Annotated in this window: 1 protein-coding gene; it reads left to right on the top strand. The window is 44.2% G+C overall.

The window, feature by feature from the left end; all coding sequences use genetic code 11:
• Positions 1-825, top strand: an 825-nt coding sequence (locus V7D75_RS10560) for a sigma 54-interacting transcriptional regulator (protein WP_333614543.1), incomplete at both ends; no start/stop codon positions are given.

Consider the following 825-nt stretch of genomic DNA (forward strand, 5'->3'; position numbering starts at 1 on the left):
GCGCGCGATCGGCGATACCAAAGAAGTGCCAGTTGATATTCGTATCCTATCAGCGACGCATAAAGATTTAAATCAGCTGGTACAAGCAGGTAGCTTTCGCCAAGATTTATACTACCGCATCAATGTCATTGAGCTTAAACTGCCGACGCTTAACGCAAGACGAGATGATATACCGGTGTTGGCCAAGCATTTTTTGACCCTGATTGCGGACGAATGGCAATTGGAGTCGCCGCCAACACTGACCAATGCTGCGTGCGCGCGCCTACAACATCACGACTTTGCGGGTAACGTACGCGAATTACGTAATATCCTTGAACGCGCAATAACCTTAGCGGAGACATCCACTATTGATGCGAGTCATTTGGGCTTAGCTGATGTAGACAATGAACAATTAGAGAACGCGCAAGAAGCTATTGCAGAAGTAGAGCAAAATAACAACGCTGATAAATCAAACATTTTAAATACTGCTGTTTTAGATAAAAGTGAAAGCTTAGAAGCGCAATCTAGAAAAGATAATGCGGTAAAAAATAACGTAGAAGGTGCAGAAAAAGACAGCGCGCAACAAGCAAAAACTACTATATCTCCTTATCGCACCATTACGCAGCACTATCCTTCAATGAATGCGCGCGCTGCAGCCAGTCCTACAGCACAACCTGATAAAACAGCAGCCAGAGCTATGTCAGAACCCTTAAGCAATGAAGCTGAAAAGTCAGAAGATTTAAGACTACCCGTAAATCAAGAAAATATTAGCATCGGTCAATTACCCGCCCAAGGCTTAGAGCATTATTTGCAAGAGCAGGAAAGGCAGCTGATTATTACCGCCCT

The sequence above is a fragment of the Psychrobacter sp. genome (assembly GCF_036731945.1).
GTDB lineage: Bacteria > Pseudomonadota > Gammaproteobacteria > Pseudomonadales > Moraxellaceae > Psychrobacter.